Source organism: Opitutaceae bacterium TAV5 (genome assembly GCA_000242935.3).
In the GTDB taxonomy this organism is placed as follows: domain Bacteria; phylum Verrucomicrobiota; class Verrucomicrobiia; order Opitutales; family Opitutaceae; genus Geminisphaera.
Window position 1 is genome coordinate 1,264,391 of the sequence record CP007053.1, and the last position, 18,419, is coordinate 1,282,809.

General features: G+C 64.6%; 17 protein-coding genes. 10 read left to right on the top strand and 7 right to left on the bottom strand.

Annotated features, from left to right (window positions below; translation table 11 throughout):
• The first annotated feature begins 4 nt into the window (after nt 1-4).
• The 3 genes from OPIT5_05845 to OPIT5_05855 all read left to right on the top strand — a co-directional run bounded on the left by OPIT5_05845 (nt 5) and on the right by OPIT5_05855 (nt 4,495).
• A complete protein-coding gene (locus OPIT5_05845) occupies nt 5-2,155 on the top strand; it encodes an alpha-L-arabinofuranosidase (GenBank protein ID AHF89825.1) in 2,151 nt (716 codons plus the stop codon).
• Nucleotides 2,152-2,991 carry a hypothetical protein gene (locus tag OPIT5_05850; protein ID AHF89826.1) on the top strand — a complete coding sequence of 280 codons (840 nt, stop codon included), beginning with the start codon at nt 2,152-2,154 and terminating at the stop codon, nt 2,989-2,991. The genes OPIT5_05845 and OPIT5_05850 overlap by 4 nt, the downstream gene beginning before the upstream one ends.
• 256 nt (nt 2,992-3,247) lie before the next feature.
• A complete protein-coding gene (locus OPIT5_05855; GenBank protein AHF89827.1) occupies nt 3,248-4,495 on the top strand; it encodes a hypothetical protein in 1,248 nt (415 codons plus the stop codon).
• Nucleotides 4,496-4,897: 402 nt separating this feature from the next.
• Here the strand turns inward: OPIT5_05855 and OPIT5_05860 are convergent, their stop codons facing one another.
• A complete protein-coding gene (locus OPIT5_05860) occupies nt 4,898-6,337 on the bottom strand; it encodes a membrane protein (protein ID AHF89828.1) in 1,440 nt (479 codons plus the stop codon).
• 253 nt (nt 6,338-6,590) lie between these two features.
• Here OPIT5_05860 and OPIT5_05865 point away from each other — a divergent pair, with 253 nt between their 5' ends.
• Nucleotides 6,591-7,460, top strand: a complete 870-nt coding sequence (locus OPIT5_05865) for an AraC family transcriptional regulator (protein ID AHF89829.1) — start codon at nt 6,591-6,593, stop codon at nt 7,458-7,460.
• Between the two features lie 15 nt (nt 7,461-7,475).
• On the opposite strand, the gene OPIT5_05870 is transcribed toward OPIT5_05865, so the two are convergent.
• Nucleotides 7,476-8,063 carry an ankyrin gene (locus OPIT5_05870; protein AHF89830.1) on the bottom strand — a complete coding sequence of 196 codons (588 nt, stop codon included), beginning with the start codon at nt 8,061-8,063 and terminating at the stop codon, nt 7,476-7,478.
• Nucleotides 8,064-8,087: 24 nt separating this feature from the next.
• Entirely contained in the window at nt 8,088-9,545 is a 1,458-nt protein-coding gene (locus OPIT5_05875; protein AHF89831.1) for a catalase, read from the bottom strand.
• A gap of 175 nt (nt 9,546-9,720) precedes the next feature.
• Between OPIT5_05875 and OPIT5_05880 the strand changes: the two genes are divergently transcribed.
• Nucleotides 9,721-10,608 (top strand): LysR family transcriptional regulator, encoded by an 888-nt coding sequence (locus OPIT5_05880; GenBank protein ID AHF89832.1) that lies wholly within the window; start codon nt 9,721-9,723, stop codon nt 10,606-10,608.
• A gap of 175 nt (nt 10,609-10,783) precedes the next feature.
• Here OPIT5_05880 and OPIT5_05885 read toward each other — a convergent pair whose 3' ends face one another.
• The 3 genes from OPIT5_05885 to OPIT5_05895 all read right to left on the bottom strand — a co-directional run bounded on the left by OPIT5_05885 (nt 10,784) and on the right by OPIT5_05895 (nt 13,283).
• A complete protein-coding gene (locus OPIT5_05885; GenBank protein ID AHF94116.1) occupies nt 10,784-10,921 on the bottom strand; it encodes a hypothetical protein in 138 nt (45 codons plus the stop codon).
• Between the two features lie 15 nt (nt 10,922-10,936).
• A complete protein-coding gene (locus tag OPIT5_05890; protein AHF89833.1) occupies nt 10,937-11,659 on the bottom strand; it encodes a ribosomal small subunit pseudouridine synthase A in 723 nt (240 codons plus the stop codon).
• Between the two features lie 307 nt (nt 11,660-11,966).
• Entirely contained in the window at nt 11,967-13,283 is a 1,317-nt protein-coding gene (locus OPIT5_05895) for a sugar permease (protein ID AHF89834.1), read from the bottom strand.
• Between the two features lie 449 nt (nt 13,284-13,732).
• Between OPIT5_05895 and OPIT5_05900 the strand changes: the two genes are divergently transcribed.
• The 5 genes from OPIT5_05900 (at nt 13,733) to OPIT5_05920 (ending at nt 16,994) form a co-directional block, all read left to right on the top strand.
• Nucleotides 13,733-14,797 carry a LacI family transcriptional regulator gene (locus OPIT5_05900; GenBank protein AHF89835.1) on the top strand — a complete coding sequence of 355 codons (1,065 nt, stop codon included), beginning with the start codon at nt 13,733-13,735 and terminating at the stop codon, nt 14,795-14,797.
• A 49-nt stretch (nt 14,798-14,846) separates the two neighbouring features.
• Complete coding sequence (locus OPIT5_05905; protein AHF89836.1) at nt 14,847-15,740, top strand: hypothetical protein; 894 nt, start codon at nt 14,847-14,849, stop codon at nt 15,738-15,740.
• Nucleotides 15,741-15,839: 99 nt separating this feature from the next.
• Entirely contained in the window at nt 15,840-16,445 is a 606-nt protein-coding gene (locus OPIT5_05910) for a hypothetical protein (protein AHF94117.1), read from the top strand.
• Complete coding sequence (locus tag OPIT5_05915) at nt 16,418-16,690, top strand: hypothetical protein (protein ID AHF94118.1); 273 nt, start codon at nt 16,418-16,420, stop codon at nt 16,688-16,690. Before OPIT5_05910 ends, OPIT5_05915 begins: the two co-directional genes overlap by 28 nt.
• 76 nt (nt 16,691-16,766) lie before the next feature.
• A complete protein-coding gene (locus OPIT5_05920) occupies nt 16,767-16,994 on the top strand; it encodes a hypothetical protein (GenBank protein ID AHF94119.1) in 228 nt (75 codons plus the stop codon).
• 258 nt (nt 16,995-17,252) lie between these two features.
• Here OPIT5_05920 and OPIT5_05925 read toward each other — a convergent pair whose 3' ends face one another.
• On the bottom strand, nt 17,253-18,203 hold the full coding sequence (locus OPIT5_05925; GenBank protein ID AHF89837.1) for a transposase: 951 nt from the start codon (nt 18,201-18,203) through the stop codon (nt 17,253-17,255).
• Nucleotides 18,204-18,419: the final 216 nt, after the last annotated feature.

Below are 18,419 nucleotides of genomic sequence, written 5' to 3' on the forward strand. Positions count from 1 at the left end.
ACTCATGCAACTTGTTCGCCCCCATCTCGCGGCGCTGGTCATTGCTGCCTCTGCATATCTTCCCGCCCAAGCCGCCGCCACGCCTGACCCAACACCCGTCAGCATCCACTTCGACGCCGCCGCGACCGGCACGCCCGTGAACCCGAACATCTTCGGCCACTTCATCAAGGGGGCGGACAACTACGGCATCTTTTCGATTCCCCATCCCGACATCGCCGCCATCGCCGAAGGCGACGGTATCTGGAACCCGGATACTCGCTCCCCGTATCCCGACGCCCTCGCCATCCTCAAATCCTACCGGCCCGGCGCCCTCCGCTATCCCGATGGCCTCGGCATCCATAATCACGACTGGAAAAAAACCATCGGCCCCGTCGAGCAGCGTGGCGACCGCAAATTCGGCCTCAACGAATTCATGCAAGTCGCCCGCGCCGTCGAGGCCGAGCCCATCATTGTCGTCAGCGAATACATTGGCACCCCGCAGGACGCCGCCGACCTCGTCGAATACCTCAATGCCCCCGCCACGCCCGCCCACCCCTGGGCCATGCGCCGAGCCGCCGACGGACACCCCGAGCCTTACAACGTCCTCACTTTCGAGATCGGCAACGAGTCCTGGGTTGACTGGCGCAAGATCGGCAAGACCCAGGTTCGCCCCCCGCCCGAAGTCGGCCGCTACGCCTCCCAAGTCGCCGCCGCCATGAAAGCCGTGGACCCGCGCATCCGTTGCGGCATCCCCCTCGAACGCAAGGACGACGACCGCTGGAACCGCGGCGTCCTCTCCACCGTCACCACTGACATCGACTTCGCCATCATCCACACCTACCCGGTCAAATACGGCGGCGGCGACATGACCGGCCCCAAGGAAAACCTCCTCCTCGAAGCCATGATGGCCGCCGGCTACGCCACCCAACTCGACCTCTCCCGCATCCATCAGGAAATCGCCGCCCAACTCGGTCGTCCTCTCCCCCTCGCCATCACCGAATATAACCTCGGTCCCACCCAACAGACTCCCAACCTCCAGCGTCCCTATCGCTTCACGCTCGCCGCCGCACTCGGCACCGGCGACTACCTCGGCCGCCTCCTCGCACCCGATTCCCCCGTCGAATCCGCCATCTACTGGAGCTGGCTCAACGGCTCCTTCGAAACCGTCCACACCTATGCCGGCCACCCCTGGAAAAGCCGGGCCAAACTTGACACCCCTTTGTATCGGCCTGCCCACTATGTATTCCAGCTCTGGGCACAAAACCGCGGCCATACCCTTCTCCCCGTCCGCACCGACTCCCCCCGCCTCGACTTCTCCGGCATCACCACCATGAAACCCGCGCTCGGCGACGCCCCCCGGCCCGAGCACAAAATCTCCGACATCAACCTCCTCGACGCCGCCCGCCCCCTCCGCCAGTCCCCGGCCAACACTCGCATTTCCCGTTCCCCCGATACCGCCGGCGGCCAATGGACCCTCCGCTACGACGGCCTCACCGGCGGCACCTATCCCAACCTCCTCATTCGCCATCTCGCCGGCCTCCCCGACGACCTCCGCCCCCCGTCTCCCGGCCTCCTCTACAAAGTCAGCTTCGAGGCCCGCTGGCAACCCGACGCCACCACGACCACGTCGCCCAATCTCGGGCTCGGCATCATGGACTCCCGTGGCTGGAGAGCCAGCGGCTCCGGCATCGCCATGGGCGGCCTCCAGACCGCCCACGAATGGACCTCCTTTGGCGGCACCTACCAGCCCCTCCCCGACACCACCGCCATCGTCATTCTCGCCCGCGTTGAAGGCACCACCACCCCTCTCCACGGCACACTCGAAATCCGGAATCTGAAAGCCGAGCCCTGGCGCGCCGCCACCATCCCCGCCCGGCCCGCGCTCACCGCCTACGTGACGCGCTCCGCCGACAACTCAAAAATCCATCTCACCGTCTTCAACCTCACCCTCGACCGTGACCTCCCCGCCACCCTCACCTGGCAAAACTTCGCCGCCGCCACCGCCACCTGCACCGAACTCAACGGCACCTCTCCCGCCGCCGTCAACCGCGGTGAAGCCACCGCCGGATGGACCCGCCAGAACGCCGCCATCCCCCTCGCCGCGCCCGACCGGCTCCGCCACACCTTTCCCGCGCACTCCGCCACCGGCATCATCCTCGAAAGACGCGTCCCATGAACGTATCGCCCTTCCGCCCTCTCCGCAGCCTCGCGCTTGCCATCATCACCTGCCAGACCGCCCTCCTTGCCGCCACCACCCCACCCACGCCCGCCGATACCGACCGCGAGGACTTCAAGACCCAACTCGACCCCCCCGCCCCCGTTTCCCGTCCCGCAGATCCGGACGACACCGCCGCCTACCGCATCCTTTGTATCGGTGACAGCATTACCCGACACGGGACCAGCGAGCACACCCGCCAGAAGCTCGGCTGGGACCACGTCGGCGGCATGGCTGTCAGCGCGGAGGAAAACGACTACGCCCACCGCCTTGCCCGCCTCGTACAGGACGCGCTTCCCGAGCGCCGCGTCGAACTCCACTTCCATACTGCCGGCGGCTCCGGCAAGGCCAGCCAGCGCCTCGCCTCCATCGATACCGTTCTCCCGCTCAACCCTCACCTCGTCGTTGTGCAACTCGGCGAACACGAGAGGGAGGTCGACGGCATCGAATCACTAAAGACCAACTACGAAAACCTTGTCACCGCCTTCGATCGCCAGGCACCGCACCGTCCCCTCGTCATCGCCACCGGCACATGGAGCCTCGGCAAACAGGAACCCCTCCCCGACGCTCCCGGCGGCTGGCGTTACACCGGCTGGCCCGCGACCGTGGACCGTGTGATGCGCGACGTTTGCCAGCAACACGGCATCCCTTTTGTTCCCGTCAACGACCTCGCCCGCGACCCTGCCAACCGCGGCTGGGGGACCTCTCCCGGTGTCAAATGGCATCCCAACGACAAGGGACACGAAGGCTACGCCCGCCTGATCTTCGAAGCGTGGAAGAGGACTCGCCCCGAATGATTGTCCCTCTGCATGAGCAGCGGCAACCCTGCCGCTGCATTCAGGTACAGGCAGGTGGTCGCCTCCACTTCCCGACAGGAGAGGGATAATCCATCCGGCGCAGAGCACGAGGAGGCGGGCGGCGCAGAGCGCCGTCCACGGGCTGGAAGCCCGTGCCACGTCGATCCGGCGGCTTCGCCGTCAGCGGGCGGGACGCCCGCGCCACTCCAGAGTTGCCCCCGACAGCGGTTTGATCCGTATTCGTCGCTAAATATCCATGATCGCTGCTCCCTCTTCGTTATCATGCCAGGGGAATGCCTCGACGCCTGCCCCCACTCGCGCCTGCTGGATTGATCTTCTCGTCCGCATTGCCACGCCGCCGCTCGAAGCTCTCGCCAGCGACCGGCTCCGGGCGACGATGCCGGTCGAATCCCGCCCGGGTCTCCCGACTCCGCGGCAAACCGTTTCCCATCTCGAAGCCATCGGCCGCACGCTCGCCGGCCTCGCGCCGTGGCTCGAACTCGAATGGGCGAATATCTCCGGCACGACCGATGATGAGGTTGCGGCGCAGGCACGGCTTCGCCAGCTTGCCCGTGCCGCCCTGGCTCGCAGCGTCGATCCGGCTTCACCCGACCGGCTCAATTTTACCGAAGGCGGACAACCCCTCGTGGATGCCGCCTTCCTGGCTCATGGCTTGCTGCGCGCCCCGCAGACGCTCTGGCATGGGCTCGATACCGTCACGCGCGAGCGCCTGGTCGCCGCATTGCGCGCCACTCGCGTCATTACCCCCGGCTTCAACAATTGGCTGCTGTTTTCCGCCATGATCGAGGCCTGCCTGCTGCGTTTTACGGGCGAGGCGGATTTCCTGCGGATCGACTACGCCGTTCGTCAACACGAGCAGTGGTACAAAGGCGATGGTGCTTATGGTGACGGGCCGGCGTTTCATTGGGATTTTTACAACAGCTACGTCATCCAGCCCATGCTGCTCGATGTCGTCGAAACGGTTTGCGCTTATGGTAAAAACATCGGCGGCAGCCGGCCCACTCCCGAAGCATGGAAAACCTTGCTCGCCACCCTGCGCGTCCGGGCCGCGCGTTACGCCAAGGTGCAGGAACGGCTGATCGCGGCGGACGGAAGTTTCCCGGTCATCGGGCGCTCGCTGGCCTATCGTTGCGGTGCGTTCCAGCATCTGGCCCAGATGGCGTTGCAAAAAACCCTCCCGCCCGGTCTTCCGCCAGCTCAGGTTCGCTGTGCGCTCACGGCGGTTATCCGTCGCACGCTGGAGGCTTCCAACACCTTCGATGATGCCGGCTGGCTGCGCATCGGTCTTGCCGGTCATCAGCCAGCGCTGGGCGAAACCTACATCAGCACGGGCAGCCTCTACCTTTGCTCGACGGCTTTCCTCCCGCTCGGTTTGCCCGCTTCGGATGATTTCTGGTCGGCGCCGGACGAACCGTGGACCGCCGTCCGGGTGTGGCAACTCGGCGAAAATATCCCCGTCGATCAATCGCTTTACGATCATTGATCTTCGGGGAGGTTTTTAAAATTAACCGCGAAGGACGCGAAGGATGCGAAGATCAGAAAAAACAAAACCATTGAGTTTTTTCTGATTGATTGAATGTAAATCGGCCGGGGATTTGTATCTGAATATTGACTACTTGGAACCCTTCGCGTTCTTCGCGGTAAAAAAGAATTTTCAGGAGTCCTCTTCGGGAAAACGGTCAGGCGGCAACCGCCGTCCGCCTGTAACGCCCTCCCCTCCCCGCCGCGTCTGCCCCGCGTTATCTTTCATTCACGGAGGCCGGGCCCGTGCTTTCCCGGACGATAAGCTCCGTGGGAAGCCAGCCACTCACGCGCCACGAAGTGACGTCACTGCGGTTCTCGAACGGTTTGACCGAGAACGGAGCGGGAATCCCGCCGCTCCGGCTTACTCCGGAACAATGGCTCCGTGCCGGCGCAGCAGCGCATGGATTTCGGCGACCGGCACCTCGCGCATGTCGGCATCCCGCGCGGCGGCGAGCGCGGCGGCGGCTCCGGCGGCCTGTCCCATCGCCATCGCCGAGGCCTGCACCCGAAAGGCGGAATTGGCTTCGCGATCCCCGCAGGCGCACCGGCCGGCGACGATGATCCGGCGGCCCGCCTTCGGCAGCAGCGCGCCGAGCGGGATCGTCGGGAAAACACCCTCGGTCAGATAGCGCGTGTCGATGCCCCCGCCGCCGACAACATGCAGGTCGATCGGATAAAAACTGTAACAGACCGAATCCGGCCACACATGGCCGGTCACGTAATCGTCGTGCGTGATGCGCGTTTCACCCTCGATTGTCACGCTTTCCCGGATACCGCATTCGCTGGCGCACCACTCGATGCGGAAGCCGTCCGTGCCCGCGCCCGGCGGTTGCGAGCGGAAAAAGCGCACGATCCTCAGCATGGCGGCGCGCGCCTGAAGCTCGGCTGCGGTGCGTCCCTCGCTGGTGGAACCGTCCACGCCGGGCACGTGCATCGAGTTGCCGCCGCGCCCGTGCAGGAACGAACGCACCGGATGGTGCGCGGCCTGGAAATCGGAGCGCTTCATTTCGCCGCGCTCCACTGCGGCCAGAAATGCCTGCTCCATCGCGTCGAGCGCGGCCGGGTTGTCGCGTTCGATCTGCGCGAGGTCGTAGCCGCCGGCGCGCATGACGAGGGTGCCCGGCTGGCGTTGCTCCGGACGCACCACCGGCAGGCCGGCGAGCGCGACAACGTTGGCGTCTCCCGTGCAATCGACCACCACCCGCGCCTCGACCTGTCGCAGACCTTCCTTGCCGCAGAGCGTAACCCGCCAGCGAGCCGGAGCGGCGGTTTTTTCTGCCAATCCGCCGCCGGAAAGACTGACCGTTCCACCAGTCCGGTTACGGGCGCGCTGTCGCGCGTCCGGCGGCGGTTCGGCAGGAAAAACCGCCGCTCCGGTTTCGAAAACCGCCTCCGCCGGCATCGTGTGCAGGAGAATCTGCACGCCCGCATCCAGCAGCATCCGGTCGGCAAGCGCGGCATAGACGGGGATGTTGACGAGAACCTGCTGCTGCCAGTGACGCCTGCCGCGCCACGCGGAAAAATCCGGCAACGCATCGCCCGCCTCGCGGACGGCGGCCGTGACGAGTTCCCAGCCGATCCCGGCAATGATTTGCCGGCCCCAGGCATGGAAGAGACCGGGAAAATTGACCCCGCCAAGCGTGGTGGTACCTCCGGTGATGCCGCTCTTCTCGACCAGCAACGTCCGCGCTCCGGCACGCGCGGCCTGCGTGGCGGCGACGATGCCGGCAGGGCCGGCACCGACGACAAGAACATCGACGGCGGGAAGTACATTGCGGGTGATGCGGTTGGATTCGTTCATGACAGGAAAAAGGCAGGCGGTTCACTCGGGAGTCCCCGGAATTCCGGTTTACACAAAGGACGCAAAGAGCGCGAAGTTGCTTCACTCCCGTTTCTTCGCGTTCTTTGCGCCCTTTGTGCAAGTTCGGTTTTCATCGGGATTCCAGTCCGGTCCGATGACATGGAGACAACGGTGGACAGGCAATGCCCCGGGCTTTCACGATTTTCATTTTTTGTTATAAAAACAGCCGACGATCCGTTACCGTCTTCGCATCATGAGCACCTCCGCACCACTTGAACGTCCGCTGCGTTTCGGGGACTGGGCACATATCCGGCATGCGCTGATCTGGGCCTACGAGGGGCCGGTGTGGCCGGCATCGGCCGCGGGAACGTATTCGAGCAACGACATGTCGTGCTGGCTGATCCGGCGCGGACGGGTGACGCTGACCACGGCGGGCAAATCGCTGACGGCCCGCGCCGGCCAGTGGGCCTTTGTATCCACCCCGACGCGACACCAGGCTTTCAGCAAGGATGCGGAGCTGCTTTCCCTCCATTTCAACTTCACCTGGCCGGGCGGCGAACCGGTGATCGCGCAGCCGCGCACCGTCGTCTTCGACGCGGACGAACACCCGCAGCTCGAACGCGCCGCCCTGCCGATGGTGCGGCTGGTGCGCCGGCATTTTCCGAAAGCCCACGCGTTCCTGCCCGCCGAATTCTGTTCGCTGCCGCTCTACCTGCGCGTGCAGAAGCTGCTGCCGGCGTGGCTGGAGGCCTGGCTGGCCGCCCAGGCCGTCTTCGCCAATTTCCCGCAGCGTCTGGGCCTGACGGACGACCGGATCCTGCAGGCCCTGGCCGAGCTGGACCGCTGGCCGCTCGGCCAGAAATTTTCCGAGTGCGAACTGGTCCGGCGCACCGGACTGGGACGCTCGCAGCTCAATGCGCTTTTCGTCCGGTCAACGGGCACGACCCCCCGCCGTTACCTGGAGCGCCGACGGCTGGAGGCCGCGGAGCGGTTGCTCGGGCACACGCAGATGAGCGTGAAGGAAATCGGCATCGATCTCGGTTTTCGTTACGAATCCCATTTCAGCCAGTGGTTCCGCGCGCACAGGAGCGCGGCGCCGTCGGCATGGCGGGCGGCGCGGTGACGCCGGATTCGCGTATCAGATCACCCGCCGCGCGGCAGGCCCGGCGGCGGGGTCGCCTCCGAATGTCGATCCCGGCAAGGTCCGCAGGCGCCGCCACGTCCGCCAGACGAGGGCAAGGGCGTGCATCGCCGTGGAGCGCAGGGTGCGCCTGCCGCGGGCGGCCCCGCGTTTTTTCAAAAAGGCGGCGGCGGGCCACCGGCCAAACATCCCGGCAAACATGAGCGGCGTCATGCCGCCGCCGTTGTCCGCATTCACGTCCGCACCGGCATCGAACAGGATTCCCAGCATCTCCACGTCGCCCTTGAAGGCGGCGCCGCCGAGCGGCGTCTGCCCCCGGCCATTGCGCCGGTCCACGTCCGCGCCGCAGGCCAGCAGCATGCGGACGGTGTCCGCGTGGCCGTTGTAGGCGGCGAGCATCAGCAGGGTGTTGCCCCGGTGGTCCTCCAGGTTGGCGGCCAGACCGGCGCGCAGCATGGAGTGCAGGGTTTCCGTCTCCCCGTGGCGCGCGAAATCGAGCGCCATGAGTTGCAGCTCGGCGTAGCGTTTTTCCTCCGCCTCGGTGACGGTGCACGGCGAGGCGGCCGGTGACGGATGCGTTGCCATCGCGGGTTCTCCCCTGCGCCGTCCTCAGGAGGAGGCCGCCGCGGCGAGCCGGGCGATCGCCTGCCGGACGCCTTCGCCATAGGCCGGATCGGCTTTCGTGAAGTGACCCAGCTGACGCTCGACGATAAAATCGGGCACGCCGGCCATGGCCTCGGCGATGTTCTCGAAGAGCTGGCGCTTCTGGTCGTCCGACATGAGGCGGAACAGGTTGCCGGGCTGCGTGTAGTCGTCGTTGCCGATGCGGTGGTCGTAGCGGTCGGCGTCGCCGGAGATGCGCAGCGGCGGCTCCGCGTGGGCGGGCGACTGCACGGGGCCGTTGAAGCTGTTGGGCTCGTACCAGGCATCGCTGCTTTCGGGCGCGGTGAAATGCATGGCCCCGTCGAGATGATAGGTGTTGACCGGGGATTTGGGCGCGTTGACCGGGAGCTTCTCATACCAGGTGCCGATGCGGTAGCGGTGGGCGTCGGCATAGGAGAAGATGCGGGCCTGCAACATCTTGTCGGGCGAGAAACCGATGCCGGGGACGATGTTCTTCGGCGCGAAGGCGGCCTGCTCGATCTCGGCGAAGTAGTTCTCCGGATTGCGGTTGAGCTCCAGCACGCCGACGTCGATCAGCGGGTAGTCGGCATGCGGCCACACCTTGGTCAGGTCAAACGGGTTGATGTGATAGGTCTCCGCCTCGTGTTCGGGCATGACCTGGATTTTGACGTTCCATTTCGGGAAATCGCCACGCTCGATTGCCTCGTAGAGGTCGCGCTGCGCGCTTTCGCGATCCTTGCCGACAAGGGCCTCGGCTTCGCGATTGGTGAGGTTCCTGATGCCCTGGGCGGTCTTGAAGTGGAATTTCACCCAGAAGCGCTCGTTCCCGGCGTTGAACAGGCTGTAGGTATGGGAACCGAAGCCGTTGACGTGACGGTAGCCGGCGGGCAGGCCGCGGTCGGACATCAGGATCGTCACCTGGTGCAGGCTTTCCGGGGAGAGCGACCAGAAATCCCACATGGCGGTGGCGCTGCGCAGGTTGGTGCGCGGGTGGCGTTTCTGGGTATGGATGAAATCGGGAAACTTCAGCGGGTCGCGCACGAAGAAGACGGGGGTGTTGTTGCCGACGAGATCCCAGTTGCCCTCGTCGGTGTAGAATTTCAGGGCGAAGCCGCGCACGTCGCGCTCGGCATCGGCCGCGCCACGCTCGCCGGCGACGGTCGAGAAACGCAGCAGCACGTCGGTTTTCTTGCCGACCGCGGAAAACACGCTGGCCTTCGTGTAGCGCGTGATGTCGTGCGTGACGGTGAAGGTGCCGAAGGCGCCGGAGCCCTTGGCGTGGACGGTGCGCTCGGGCACGCGTTCGCGGTTCTGGTGGGCCAGCTTTTCAAGCAACTGGTAATCCTGCAGGAGGAGGGGGCCGCGCGGCCCGGCGCTGAGGGAGTTCTGGTTGTCAGCCACGGGATTGCCCGCGGTGGTCGTCAGGATGGAGGGATTGCTCATGTCTTTTGGTCGTTTGTCGTGGAGATGTGTCAGCAGACGGCCTTCGTGTCGGGAAAGCCGCCCTTGCGCGCGCGCATCTCTTGTCGTGGTCGGGATGCCCGTGCTCCAGACAGGATGCCGAAAAGTCTGGCCCCTGTGAAATACTTATTTTCCATATGCGCCATAGATAAAAACTATGGAGATCCACCAGCTCCGTTACTTTGTCGAGGTCGTGCGGACTTCCGGTTTCACACGGGCGGCGGAGCGTTGCCACGTCACCCAGCCGACCCTGAGCCAGCAGGTGCGCAAGCTGGAGGAGATGCTCGGCGAGCCGTTGCTGCAGCGCCGGCGCGACGGTGTGATCCTCACCTCCTTCGGGAAGACGTTCTACGAGCGGGCTCTCGCCATCCTCGCCGAGGTGCGGGCGGCGCAGGAGGAGGCCGCCGCCTTTCGCGGAGAGCTGAAGGGGAGTCTTCACCTGGGCATGATTCCCACCGTGGCCCCCTACCTGACGCCACGGATGCTGAAGGATTCCCTGAGCCGTTTTCCGCAGATCACGTTTCGCATCACGGAAGACACCACCGACAACCTCATGCAGGCGATGCGCAAGGGCACGGTGGACCTGTCGCTCCTCAGCCTTCCGCTGCCCGGCGACGAGTGGGTCGCGGCCGAGCTGATGCGCGACGAGATTCTCGTCGCCCTGCCCAAAAACCATGCCCTCGGCGGCAAGCCGCGGGTCAACCTGCAACGGCTCGCGGGCGAGCCGCTCGTCCTCATGCAGGAAGCCCACTGCCTGCGCGGCCAGAGCCTTTCCCTGTGTTCGCAGGCTGGATGGCAGCCCGAGGTGTTTTTTTACAGTTCGCAGATCGACACGCTGCTGGCCATGGTCGAGGCGGGTCTCGGCATTTCCTTCATCCCGGCGATGGCCCGCCCCTACATGGGCCGGCGCCAAGTGAAACTGCGCTCCCTGGCCAAGGGCGGCGCCTTCCGCACCATCGCGCTGGTCCGCCATCGGCAAAGCAGCCCGACCCGCGCGCTCCAGCGTTTCTGGGACACCTGCCTGGCCACGTTCGCGAAGGATTGATTCCGGCCGCCTCCGGGGAATTCACCACACCCGGTTCTGCCTTGGCCGCCTCCGGTTTTTACATAATTTTTATTGAGCAGAAGGCAAGAAGGGAACGAAGGCGCTCCAGCACCCGTAACCCGTCCCGCATCCGGAACACGTTCCTTTTGGAACAAAGAACGTTTCTTTCGCCCAATCACCTTCTGTCTGCCAGCGGGCCTTCGTTCCCACGCTTCTGTTCAAAATTCCGGATCACACCTTTCTTCCCCTTCATCCCCTGGCTTCCGTGTAACCTGCCAAAGCAGAACTGGCCGGGAAACACGGAGGGCGCCATCGCTCCGCCCCGAAATCACTCGCCGCCGATTTCGTTCTCCCCGATCAGCCGGTATTCGCCGGGCGCGAGGTCGCCGGGAGTGAGCGCGCCGAAACGTTCGCGATGCAGCGCCACGACCGTCGCCCCGGCGGCCGCGGCGAACATGCGGCGCACCTGGTGGTACTTGCCTTCGGTCAGCGTCAGCGTGGCGGTGCGGTCGTCGATCAAACAAAACTTCGCCGCCGCGCACGGTGTCTTCTCTCCGTCGAGTTGCAGCGTGCCGGAGGCAAACGTGGCGGCGAGTTTTTCCGCGATGCCGGCGATGGAGCGGTCGAGCGTGGCGCGATAGACCTTTTCGACCTTGTGCCTCGGCGAGGTATAACGGTGAACGAGTTCCGTGCGGTCGGTGAGCAGGAGCAGGCCGCTTGTCTCCTTGTCGAGGCGGCCGATGCTCGTCACCTGCGGGTTGCGGGCGCGCCAGCGCGGCGGGAGCAGGTCGTACACGCGCGGCCCTTCGCGCTCGTCGTGCGAGCACACCAGACCGGTCGGCTTGTTCAGCAGGATCAGCAGGCCGTCGGGATGATCGAGCGGCTCGCCGTCCACGCGTACATCGGCGGCGCCGGGATCGAGCTTCAGGGCTGCATCACGCAACGGCGGGCCGCCACCGGCCGTCACGGCATGGGCGCGCAAAAACTCCCGCGCTTCGCGGCGCGAGCAGTAGCCGAGGCTGGCGAGGAGCTGGTCGAGGCGGCGCTTCATGAAGGGGACTCCTGAAAAAAACAGATTTTCACCACAGAGGCACAAAGACACAAAGTTTCACGGAACAGAAAAAACAAGATAACTCGTTTTTAATACCAAAGCCTTCGGATTTTTACACCAAGGCTGCAAATATCTCAAAGTATTGTCAGTTAACTTCTTCGCGTCCTTTGCGGCCTTGGTGTAAAATCAAAAACATTCGGGACGCTGGTATAAATTGATAGATACAAAATATACCCAAAATCTCCTCTTCCGGTTTTCTCTGTGTCTTTGTGTCTCTGTGGTTAATTTTCAGGCGTTCCCTGAAGGGTCAGGCTTCGGGACAGGAGGGAGGCGGCACGGGACCGGACGCCGCCAGCGTCCGTTTTTTCCCGATACGCGGATTGCGCGCGGCCCAGGGCGCGGCGGCGCGCAGCCAGGCGGCAGCCGCCACGGTGAGCACAAAAGCGGCCGTCGCCATCAGCCCCACGCGGTCGTAGCCGAGAAGGCGGCCGGTCGCCGCTTCTTTCGTCATGAACCAGCCCGCCACGATGTTGGCCATGGCGCCGGAAGCCTGCTGGATGGCGCTGTTGACGCTCATGAAACCGCCCCGGTAACGCGACTCCACGGCGTTGGCGACCATCGTCATGGAGGGCGCGAACCGACCCGACATGGTGACGAAAAACAGCGTCGTGACGATCAGCGCCAGCGGCACCGGCGTAGGCCCCATGCGGGTGATGTAGAGGATGGTGCTGATGGTAAAAACGGATACGCAGGCGAGCACGAGCACCTTGTCGAAACGGTCGGACAACCAGCCAAAACAGTAGGTCGTCAGGAAGGTCGCCGCACCGCCGAACAGGTAGATCCACGAAAGCTGTTTTTCGGAAAACCCGACATTGGCCACCATCGACGGCGCCATGAACGGCGCCACCGACGCGCCGCCCCAGATGAGCACGGCGGTGAGCACAAATCCGCGCAGGTGGACGCGATGCGTGAGCATCTCGCGCATCTGGCGGAGCGGATGCTGCGTGGCGACCTGCACGGGCACCTGCGGCAGCGCGCGCCAGGCGAGCACCCACACGCAGGAGCTGAGCGCCGCGAGCAGGACAAACACCGCATGCCAGCCAAACGCCGACACGAGCATCAGGCCGGCCGGCAAACCGAGAATCGACGCCAGCGGAAACGCCGCCCCCACCACCGCCATGCCGCGCCCGCGCCGCTCGACCGGGATCACGTCGCCCACCATGGCCGTGACCACCGATCCGGCCACGCCACCGAAGGCGCCCGCCACGATGCGCGCCACCAGCAGCCAGTGATGCGTCGGCGCCAGCGCGCAGCCGAGCGTGGAGACGACAAACCCCGCATAAAGAAACAGCAGCGCCCGCCGTCGCGGGATATAGTCCAGAAAAATGCCGGCCACGAAACCTGTCACCGCCGCCGACATGCCGTAGGCCGCGACCAGCCGGCTGAACTGGCCGGGGTTGATCTCGAAGATGCGCATCAGGTGCGACCCGAGCGGCATCATGATCATGAAATCCATGATGTGCGTGAACTGCACCGCAGCCAGGGTGAGCAGCATCACGCCTTCCCGCACGGGACGGGCGGCGGCGGGAGGCACGGAGGCGACAGGCGATGGCGACGGGCGCATCCGGTCAACGTTTGGGAGTCAGGCAATGGAGTGCAATGCCTCCGTTGAAAACGCAGTCCCGAACGGGTGTAGGCGGAAGAGGTGGTGGCACGGGCTTCCAGCCCGATTGGCAGAAAAAGTGGCACGGGCTTCCAGCCCGTGTTCCGGCGCCGGGGGGGCAGGGAAGGCGGCGCTTCGCGCCGTCCACGGGCAGGGATGCCCGTGCCACTTCTCCGGCTTCCATCACTTCCGGTTACACCCGAAATCCTTCCCGGAATTTTTCCGCCGTTGCCAGTACAGGGATTCCGGTTTATCCCGTCGGCGAGAAGCGCATTCCCATGCCATCCACCCGTCGCTCCCCTTCCCGATCCGGCCGTCATCCGAAACCCGCACCCGGACACGCCGGGATCTCTCCGCCCGCTTCCTCCCTTGCGGCTCGTGACGCGACGGAACCGGCACCTGCCGTCTCGATGAAGGTCATCGCCGCTCAACTCGGGCTGAGCACGTCCACCGTCTCGCTTGCCCTCGCCAACAAACCTGTGGTGGCCGCCGCCACCCGCGCCCGCGTGCAGGAAGCCGCCGCCCGCCTCGGTTACCGCAAAAACCCGCTCGTCGCCGCCCTCATGGAGTCGCGCCGCTGGCGGCGCACACCGTCGGCCAGCCCGGTGATCGCCTTCCTCACGCTCGACAATACGCGGGACGGCTGGCGCTCCAATGTCTCGCTCGATTTTTTCACCGGTTGCGCCCGCGAAGCTGCCCGCTTCAGCTACAAGGTGGAGCCTTTCTGGGCACGCGCTCCCCATATGGACGCCCGACGATTGACCCAGGTGCTGCGAACCCGCGGCATCCAGGGGATCGTCGTGGGGACCGGCCCCGGAACAGGCACGGACGTGGAGCTGGACTGGGAGCACTTTTCCGCCGCCAGTGTTTCCATCGGGCTGAACAACCCGCGGCTCGACAACCTGAGCTGCGACCACTTCTGGTGCATGCGCGAAGCCATGCTGCGCTGCGCCGCCGCCGGTCACACCCGTGTGGCGCTGGTTGCCGGAGAAGCGGCCGATACCCGGCTGCAGCATCGCTGGTCCGGAGCCTACTGGGCCCATGTTCATGCGCTTGGGCTGGATGCGGACATCGCGCCTCTCGAAACCGGTTCCACCGACACGCGCAATTTTCTCGCTTGGCTCGACCGCGTGCGCCCGCAGGCCGTAGTCGGCCAGTTTGGCCCCCCGACGCTGGCCCGCCTGGAGGCGGCAGGCCTTCGCATTCCCCACGATGTTTCCCTTGTCAGCGTGGTGCTCGGGCGGCGCAACGAACGCCTCACCGGCCTGTGCGAGGACCGGGAACTGATCGGCGAACGCGCCGCTCGTCACGTCATCTCCCTTATTCAGCACAACGAGACCGGCGTCCCGGCCGTCCCCTGTTTTCTCTCCACGCCCGGTATCTGGAACGAAGGCAAGACGCTGAAAACCCTGCGAGGTATCCGTCCCGCCCGCTCCGGACAGCCGGGTGCCGTTCCGGCGATTTCAACGATGTGAAGCTTGCCGCCTTTGCCACCGGCGCGCGAGTCTCCGAGGCTCGCCGGGTATGAAACCCGAATACACCCTTCCCCACTGCGCCTCAGCCATCGCTGCCGCGCTTTTTCTCTCCTCCACGGCCTTCGCCACCGTCATCTACCAGGAAAACTTCGACACTTACAGCAACGCCGCCCTCAACGGGCAAAACGGCTGGCAGCAAACTTCATCCGTGCCCAGCGGTACGATAACCAATAGGAATCATATTGCAGTGAACGACGGCAAGGTCTCGTGGGACTGGACGACCTCCACCGCGACCAACGCTACCATCGGGCGCGAACTGTTTGCCGAAGGAAGCAGTTCCGGCCCGGCCATCGTCTATGCAGGCTTTACCCTCAACGTCTCGCAAGCGCCGGGGACGACTTACGAGGCTTTGACGAACCTGAGCTCGACCTTTTTTTCCTTCATCAGCACCTCCGGCGTCACCAACCGAGCCCGCCTCGGCATCGCTCCGGGCACGGAAGACAACACCGTCAGGCTCGGCTTTTCAGCGACAGACGGCAACGTAACCGAAAGCTCACTGGTCGGCGGTAATCTGAGTCTCGATACGGACTATCGCATCGTCGTCGCGATGGACCGCTCGGCGGGCAACGACGGCACCTGGTACATCTGGATCAATCCGGGAGAAACGGACTCATACGCGACGGCGTTGAGCAGCGGGACGGGCACCTCCGCCAACAGTATCACCGGAATTGTCCTGCGTATGCGAAACACTACTACGATCGGTGGCGTAGCCAATTCAATCACCGACATAGGGCAATTCACTCTCGATGATCTGATTGTGGCCACAACACTGGGCGAAGTGCTCGCTCCTGTCCCGGAACCCGCAACGGTCGCACTGCTTCTCGGAACGTTCGGCCTCCTCATTGCCAAGCTTGCGTGCTATCGCAAACGGTCCCTCGCCTGACCCGCATCATCCAGTCCCCGGCTCCCACCCGCATCGCATCCACCACTCCCTCTGTTCCCTATGATTTCGTTTCTGTCTCAATAGAAGAAAGCCCTGCTTTTGTCGTGTATTTGCGCCCGGACCGCAGTCGGCGCCGAGGATTATGACCTGATCATCTACGGAGGCAGCTCCGCCGGAGTCGTCGCCGCAATGCAAGTCCGCCGCATGGGCGGCTCGGCCATCATCATCGAGCCTTCAAGTCGTATCGAAGGAATGACTACAGGCGGACTCGGCCAGACGGACATCGGCAACAAACACGTCATCGGCGGCATTGCCCGCGAATTTTACCAGGAGGTTAAAAAGCACTACCAGGACGACGCCGCGTGGAAGTGGCAAACAAAACCGTCCGGGGAGATTGGCACCGGCCACCGCAGGACATCCGCCAGCGAGGACACACAGTGGACATTTGAGCCCGGAGTCGCCCTGTCGATCTACGAGCGCTGGATAAAGGAGAACCCCAGATCCCCGTCGTTTACGGCGAACGGCTCGATCGTGAAGGCGAGGGCACGGCGGCGGATCGCGGAGACGGGCTTCTCCTCGCCGTGCCCGGACAGGCAGGCAAGGGCGTTGTCAGGGAAAGCAAACGCATCACGGCCATCGTCATGGAATCGGGCAAAGAATTTCGCGGACGCATGTTCATGGATGCCACTTACGAAGGAGACCTGATGGCGGGAGCGGGCGTCGCCTTCACCGTCGGGCGCGAGGGCCGCGATGTGCATGGCGAAACCCTCAATGGCGTGCTAACGAAGCGGGCGCGCTCCCACCAACTGGCGGATGGCATCGATCCCTGGCGGGAGAAGGGAAACCCCAAGAGCGGCCTGCTGCCGGGCATCGACCCGCAAGGACCAGGCAGGGAGGGTGGGAGCGACCACCGCATCCAGGCCTATTGTTTCCGTATGTGCCATTCATGACGGCGGAGCCAGGGACGGCGCGGCTTCCGCGAAATTTGTTTTTCGGGCGCCGGAGAAGGCGGTCTGGCCGGTGCAAGTGGCAAGCTCGGCCAATTCCAACCGTTCCTCCCGAACCCTCGTCCAGGTAGGCGACAACGAGTTTCGGATCAACCAAAAGAAAAAGCCTTCCGGAAGAAACCTGTGGATTTCCGTGACCGAGGTGACCTTGGACAAGGGTGAGACGCTGAGCGTGGTCATCAGCAACAAGGAGGCCGACGGCCATGTCGTCGTGGATGCAGTCCGCCTGCTTCCCCGGAGTCGGTAACGACACGGAATCATATGACAATGCCCAAGGGATAGCTCCCCGGTCTTGCATGGCTCGCGTCTGTCGCGGACGTGTGCCGCGCGGGGGAGTTTGCCAATCCGGTGATGCCCGGAGCGGAGCCGCATGCGCTGGTCGTCGGGTGTGATCGGTCACGACGGGAAATACTATTTCTATTACCCGGTTGGCCCGCAAAGCAGTAGAGCAGGCAGGGGGGCCAAAAAATGACGCTTGCTCCGGTGCCGCGCGGTGCGCGGCTGCTCAGCGCGCGCGGTGCTCGGCGCGAAGCTTTTGCAGGAGGGCTTTCAGGGCGGCGGGAGACTTGTGGAGCAGGTTTTCCCGGGGAGTCATGGCCTTGCCCAGCAACTCCTGCAACGTGTGGATGCGCCCGATGAGTTCCCCTTTTTCAATGCCCTCCAGCCGGCCTTTTTCGATGTAGCGTTCAGCGATGGTCATGACGGTCTTCCTGACGGTTTCGGATTCGAATCCGGCCACTTTGGCTTCGATGTCCACGATGTCAAACTCGGGACGGGCGGCGATGTAGGCGACAAGCTGTTCGAGAGCCATCGTCCCCAGGCGGGCAAGCAGAGGTTCGTCCCAGACCCACTTGCTGGCGGGATAGTCCCCGCCCAGGCGCTGGGCCTTGAACACACGCAGCGTCATCACCCCCAGCGGCGTGCCCGTGATCTTGTCGAAGGGAATGCCGGACAGTTGCACCAGCTCGAAGCGGAACGCCGGCAGGTAGGGCAGCAGGTCAGCCCTGGCCTCCCCGGGGATCGCGAACTGGTCGGCGTCGAACCGGACGGGAAGGCTCCAGGCCGTCCGGTTGTGCGCGAGCACCAGGGGAATGACGGGAGGCAGGAGCCTGACGCCGGGATGGTCCTTGCGAAAGGTGTCCCAGATGTCGAGGAGGTAGCGGAGGATGCGCAGGGCAAGCCAGTATTCCTCCTCGTACTGGTGCTCGAAGAGCAGATAGACAAAAACCTCGTCAGGGCTGCCCTTCAGTCCGACGCGGAAGAGCAGGTCGGACTCCGAGGCCCGGAGCCGGGCGCTGACATACGAGCCGGGCACGAGCGCCACACGGGAAAAGTCGAGTCGGCGAAGCGTGCGGCGGGGCAGGCAGGTTCGGAAAAAGGCAATCGCGGTGGGCAGGTCGCGAAAGTTCGTCTTGAAGAGCTTGTCGTGCGGCTGGTGGAGGGGCTTGTCCGGCATGGCCTTGCACCCTTGGGCAGAGCCCGCCTCCTGGCAAGGCTCCACTCCGCCCCGGCCCTGGCCCCTTGGCCCGGCACGCACCTGGAGGTGAGGTCAGGGCCGGCGCGGAAGTGGCATGGGCATCCTTGCCCATGATTCCGGCGTGGCACGGGTTTCTCCCTCGACAGGCCCGGGACCCTGAGGAGTTCGACCAGGCTCACCACCCTGAGCTTGTCG

Coding starts and splice junctions, on each gene's coding strand:
- OPIT5_05845 (AHF89825.1), top strand. CDS start 5: ATGCAACTTGTTCGCCCCCATCTCGCGGCGCTGGTCATTGCTGCCTCT.
- OPIT5_05850 (AHF89826.1), top strand. CDS start 2,152: ATGAACGTATCGCCCTTCCGCCCTCTCCGCAGCCTCGCGCTTGCCATC.
- OPIT5_05855 (AHF89827.1), top strand. CDS start 3,248: ATGATCGCTGCTCCCTCTTCGTTATCATGCCAGGGGAATGCCTCGACG.
- OPIT5_05860 (AHF89828.1), bottom strand. CDS start 6,337: ATGAACGAATCCAACCGCATCACCCGCAATGTACTTCCCGCCGTCGAT.
- OPIT5_05865 (AHF89829.1), top strand. CDS start 6,591: ATGAGCACCTCCGCACCACTTGAACGTCCGCTGCGTTTCGGGGACTGG.
- OPIT5_05870 (AHF89830.1), bottom strand. CDS start 8,063: ATGGCAACGCATCCGTCACCGGCCGCCTCGCCGTGCACCGTCACCGAG.
- OPIT5_05875 (AHF89831.1), bottom strand. CDS start 9,545: ATGAGCAATCCCTCCATCCTGACGACCACCGCGGGCAATCCCGTGGCT.
- OPIT5_05880 (AHF89832.1), top strand. CDS start 9,721: ATGGAGATCCACCAGCTCCGTTACTTTGTCGAGGTCGTGCGGACTTCC.
- OPIT5_05885 (AHF94116.1), bottom strand. CDS start 10,921: ATGGCGCCCTCCGTGTTTCCCGGCCAGTTCTGCTTTGGCAGGTTACAC.
- OPIT5_05890 (AHF89833.1), bottom strand. CDS start 11,659: ATGAAGCGCCGCCTCGACCAGCTCCTCGCCAGCCTCGGCTACTGCTCG.
- OPIT5_05895 (AHF89834.1), bottom strand. CDS start 13,283: ATGCGCCCGTCGCCATCGCCTGTCGCCTCCGTGCCTCCCGCCGCCGCC.
- OPIT5_05900 (AHF89835.1), top strand. CDS start 13,733: ATGAAGGTCATCGCCGCTCAACTCGGGCTGAGCACGTCCACCGTCTCG.
- OPIT5_05905 (AHF89836.1), top strand. CDS start 14,847: ATGAAACCCGAATACACCCTTCCCCACTGCGCCTCAGCCATCGCTGCC.
- OPIT5_05915 (AHF94118.1), top strand. CDS start 16,418: ATGGATGCCACTTACGAAGGAGACCTGATGGCGGGAGCGGGCGTCGCC.
- OPIT5_05925 (AHF89837.1), bottom strand. CDS start 18,203: ATGCCGGACAAGCCCCTCCACCAGCCGCACGACAAGCTCTTCAAGACG.